Origin of the sequence: Flavobacterium sp. UBA4854 (genome assembly GCF_002399805.1) — a bacterium.
Lineage (GTDB): Bacteria > Bacteroidota > Bacteroidia > Flavobacteriales > Flavobacteriaceae > Flavobacterium > Flavobacterium ginsengisoli.
In genome coordinates this window covers 59,004-63,573 of the sequence record NZ_DHEI01000028.1, presented here as the reverse complement: position 1 = coordinate 63,573, position 4,570 = coordinate 59,004, and the positions used below count along the sequence as shown (strand labels likewise).

The 4,570-nt window shown below is 32.3% G+C and carries 4 protein-coding genes and 1 pseudogene; all 5 read right to left on the bottom strand.

Annotated features, from left to right (window positions below):
- Positions 1–182: 182 nt before the first annotated feature.
- A pseudogene (locus tag B3J44_RS03590) lies at positions 183–815 on the bottom strand (3-oxoacyl-ACP synthase III family protein); the annotation flags it as partial.
- Between the two features lie 259 nt (positions 816–1,074).
- On the bottom strand, positions 1,075–1,857 hold the full coding sequence (locus B3J44_RS03585; RefSeq protein WP_286965830.1) for a hypothetical protein: 783 nt from the start codon (positions 1,855–1,857) through the stop codon (positions 1,075–1,077).
- A gap of 75 nt (positions 1,858–1,932) precedes the next feature.
- Positions 1,933–2,883, bottom strand: coding sequence for an ABC transporter ATP-binding protein (locus B3J44_RS03580; protein WP_286965829.1), 951 nt, complete (start codon positions 2,881–2,883; stop codon positions 1,933–1,935).
- A 108-nt stretch (positions 2,884–2,991) separates the two neighbouring features.
- Positions 2,992–3,687, bottom strand: coding sequence for an OmpA family protein (locus B3J44_RS03575; RefSeq protein WP_198858426.1), 696 nt, complete (start codon positions 3,685–3,687; stop codon positions 2,992–2,994).
- A 19-nt stretch (positions 3,688–3,706) separates the two neighbouring features.
- Positions 3,707–4,210, bottom strand: a complete 504-nt coding sequence (locus B3J44_RS03570; protein WP_286965827.1) for a lipocalin family protein — start codon at positions 4,208–4,210, stop codon at positions 3,707–3,709.
- Between the last annotated feature and the right edge of the window lie 360 nt (positions 4,211–4,570).

Here is a 4,570-nt window from a genome sequence, read left to right as displayed (position 1 = left end):
CTATTTATATCATTTGTCATTCCTGTGTAATAACTTCCATCAGAACATTTCAAAATGTATACATAATATCTTTTCATAGTTTCTATTTTCAAAAAAAATAAAAGTAAGAAATTTAACTCAAAACATTAAATAAAAGAACGTAACAATTGGAATGTAGGCTTCGACTCCGCTCAGCCTGNNGCAATAATATCGGTTACCCAACGCGCTCCCATTCCTGGTGCTTGCAATGCTAACTCTTCAGCATGCTGGCCTTCAGAATGTAAATGTGTAGATAAAATTCCTTTTGTTAAATCTTCTTCACGGCTTAAAACTGCTGCTCCTGCTCCATCACCAAAAATTACAGAAACTCCGCGTCCGCGGGTTGTCATGTCTAGTCCTGTAGAATGAACCTCAGAACCAATTACCAAAATATTTTTATACATTCCGGTTTTGATATATTGATCTGCAACAGAAATTGCGTAAACAAAGCCTGAGCATTGATTTCTAACATCTAATGCACCAACTGTTCTTAGACCTAAGTCTCTTTGAACCAAAACACCTGGCCCTGGAAAATAATAATCTGGGCTTAAGGTAGCAAAAACTACAAAATCAATATCTTCTTTGGATACACCAGAACGCTCGATTGCAATTTTAGCTGCTTTTACTCCCATTGAAGTCGTAGTGTCTTCTCCACGGATAATGTGTCTTCTTTCTTGAATTCCTGTTCTTTCCTGAATCCACTCGTCATTAGTATCCATGATCTTAGACAAATCATCGTTAGTCACCACATTAGAAGGAACATAATATCCTAAACCAGCTATTTTTGAATGATACATAATCTATTATTATTTATTAAAAAATTGGATTGCAAATTTACGCATACTTTAAAATATACGCACACAAAATACTATTTTTTTCGTTATTAGCAATTTAATATACTTTAATTATCAGACTATTTAAAAACATTTACTTTTCGAAAAAACAGTTTTTAAGGCAAATCGTTGAAAAGAATGAAAAATAACAATTAAAAACAAGTCACAGCTAAAATATTTTAGACAGAGTCATACAAATCAAAAAATAAGAAATGGTTTTCCGTTATAATTGTCCTGCCACAGGCTCCTCACCATTAACAAAACAATTTGGCAAACATTCTCTTAATTCTTTTTTTTCAAGTTTGTTTGCCTTTATATAAAGATATTTCAGGTTTTTCATCAAAGACAATCGAGCAATAGTTTCTTTATTTTTTATAATATTGCTTTCAAGCAAGTATAAAACCTTTATTTGACTATCTTCCGGAATAAAATCAAGATTTTCAATCAATTTATTATTTGAGAGATCTAAATAGATTAATTTCTTCAGCTGACCAAGAAAACTAAAATCATTCAATTTATTACATTTTACAATTGTCAAATATCTCAGGTCAATTGCGCTTTGAAGATTTGTAATTTTATTTAATTTAGGCAAAAAAACAGCATTTAACATTTCTAAGTCAGGATTATTAAATGTGAGTTCTTGACATTGATATGCCATAACTGCTTTTGCTTTCTTTAGATTTGATAGCTTTGAAAAATCAATAACTTTACTCTTATCATCCAGCAAATACACGCTACTAAGTTTATCTAAGATAATATTATCTGAAAATTTTTCAAATGCATTATTAAAGTCATGTGTAGGTTCTACACTATTTGCATATTTCTGATTCAAAAAAGTAAGAACACCTCTCCATTGATTTTTAGATAAATCTGTATCAAGAAGCGATTCTAATTTTTCAAACATATCAATATCATTAACATCTTCCAGCCATGATGCAACACTTTCTACACTCCAAGAAGAAGGCATTGATGTCAATTTATTTAATAAAAAATCAGCATCTTGCATTTTTGTTCTTATTTTATTATTTGAAAGTTAAACACATAAAACAAACCCGACAATTTCTAATTGCCGGGTTGTTTTTTATAAATAATTCAAGCCAAGAAAAATTTCCTGTTCGAGTGGAAGATCAATTTCGCTCTCGAAGAATATTAATTGTCTTTTATAAACGGTTTCAATTAAATAATGGCTTCCTCTAAAATACGTTCTCCTAATTTTTACCATTAATTTTGACTCCGAAACCATTTTAAATTGATGCGGATAAACTAGCGTTTTATGCGTTTCGTCTGGATAAGACAATAATAAATGAGTCGGAATTTCATTTACTTCTCCAAACAAAGAAGCCACGTACTTAACCTTTGGATCTTCGTATATTTTTGAAGGATCATCTTTTACCAATACTTCTCCATTTCTCATTACTATTGCTTGATCTGCAAAAGACAAAGCATCTGTACTATCATGCGTTGCAATAATACAAGTAATTCCTTTTTGCTTTAGGTAACGGAATAAATTACGGCGCAAAGCATTTTTTCTAAAAGCATCAATCTGACTAAATGGCTCGTCTAACAAAATTACTTCTGGCTCTAAAGCCAAAACTCGAACCAAAGCAACTCTTTGTTGCTGTCCTCCACTTAAGAATTTGGTCTTAACATTGGCAAACTGATCCATTTCTACCATCTCTAACAATTCCTGAACACGAAGTTTTTTCATGTTTGCAAAACCGTTAGATAGAAATTTGCCCACGTTTTCTGCTACCGTTTCATATGGAGACAAATCAAAATCTTGTGCCAAATATTTCATATAAGGCATTCCTGGAATCAAATTAAATTTTGGTCCCAAGATAGGTTTATCGCCATAAAAAATGTTTCCCTCGTTCAAATCATATAGTCCATATATAAGCTTGAGCAGTGTGCTTTTTCCGCAACCACTCTCGCCAATAATGGCAACGTTCTGACCTTTTTCAATAGAAAAGGAAATATTTTTTATAACGGGGCTTTCGGTGTACGAAAAAGATATATTTTGAATGTCAAGCATGAGTTGTAATATGAGACGTCAAATTTACAATGTTTAATTTCTAAAGTCAAAAAAAAGCTGCTTCAATTATTGAAACAGCTTTTTTTATGATTTATTTTATTTAGAAACTTATTTTCCAGCTTCTGCTTTAGCATCGTTTACCATTTTGTCGTTTGCTGTAATTGAGAATTCAACACGACGGTTTTGCGCTCTTCCCTCTGGAGTATCATTTGTTGCAATTGGGTCAGCTATTCCTAAACCTGAAGTTTTGAAACGGCTTGCTTTTAATCCTTTTGAAACTAAATACGCTTGCACAGAAGCAGCTCTTTGTCCTGAAAGCGTTAAGTTATACTCTGGTTTTCCAGTGTTATCTGTGTAACCAAAAATTTGAATATCTGTATCACCATACTCATTAAATACAGGAACCAGTTTATCCAAATTAGCTTTTGCTTGAGATGTCAAAGTTGATTTGTTAGTATCAAAACGCACTGCATTTTCATTCAATGTCAAGTGAATTCCTTCTCCAACTCTTTCAACAGAAGCACCTGGCAAAGCTTGATCAATTTCACGAGCTTGTTTATCCATTTTGTTTCCGATCAATGCTCCAGTTCCACCACCTACAGCAGCTCCAATTGCAGCACCTAAAGCAGCGTTTCCGCCTCGACCGATATTATTTCCCAATACAGCACCAATTACACCTCCTGCAACTGCACCAATTCCGGCTCCTTTTTGTGTATTATTTGCGTTTTTTACCGAATCACAGCTTGTAAAAAAACTAGCTATAACCATTAAACTACTTAAACCTAAAACCGTTATCTTTCTCATTTTCTATATCTTTAAAATATTAATTAGCTCTTTGAAATTGGTAAACTACATCTTTTACCTGACCTCCAACATTGATATTATCAACTAACTGAAAAGAACTTTCAGTTACACCTGCAACTTTAAGCAAATAGCCATCTCTTACTTTCTTTGCTTTTTCACCTGCATTAAGAATCTTTAATACAAATAAGCCTTGATTGTTAATGCTCCATACAATTGGCGAAGAAAATCCAGTACAACTCGGAGAAGTTAAAGCCATATTTCCTTTATTGTTGTTTGAAATAAAGCTCCAAGTACTTCCAATAAAACATTTTGAATCTGCAAGATCAAATGAATTTACTTTGATATAATCAGAACCTGGGTAAGAAACATTGGTAAGCACCCAATTTCCTTTTAACGCTACTTGAGTCGATTTGTCAAGTTTTGTTGAAAGCGTAGTAGCCTCAGAAGATGAAGCTGTTGACGAAGCTGATTTACACGCAAAAAAAATAGCGGCAATCAAGCATATAAAAATACTCTTCTTCATTTTGTACAATTTTTTTTAGATTAATACTTGCCTTTTTAACAATTATTGTACCACAAATATACGATTCATTGAGATATTTTTCGTTTTAGAATCTATTTATTTTCTTTCAAAATTAACATTTCCGCCATTTTGTCACCCAAAATAGAATTGGTATTTTATTTGAACAAATGAAAATCATCAAATTAAAACTCAAAAATTAAAAAATATGGCAACAGGTAAAATTAATGTTTCAGTAGAAAACATTTTTCCCTTAATTAAAAAGTTCTTATACAGCGACCACGAAATTTTCTTGCGCGAGCTTGTTTCTAATGGTACTGATGCTACTTTAAAATTAAAACATCTTATTAGCATTGGTGAAGC

What these genes read in the sequence shown, in the direction of transcription:
- B3J44_RS03575 (WP_198858426.1), bottom strand. Translation starts at nt 3,687, where the DNA reads ATGAGAAAGATAACGGTTTTAGGTTTAAGTAGTTTAATGGTTATAGCT.
- B3J44_RS03585 (WP_286965830.1), bottom strand. Translation starts at nt 1,857, where the DNA reads ATGCAAGATGCTGATTTTTTATTAAATAAATTGACATCAATGCCTTCT.
- B3J44_RS03570 (WP_286965827.1), bottom strand. Translation starts at nt 4,210, where the DNA reads ATGAAGAAGAGTATTTTTATATGCTTGATTGCCGCTATTTTTTTTGCG.
- B3J44_RS03580 (WP_286965829.1), bottom strand. Translation starts at nt 2,883, where the DNA reads ATGCTTGACATTCAAAATATATCTTTTTCGTACACCGAAAGCCCCGTT.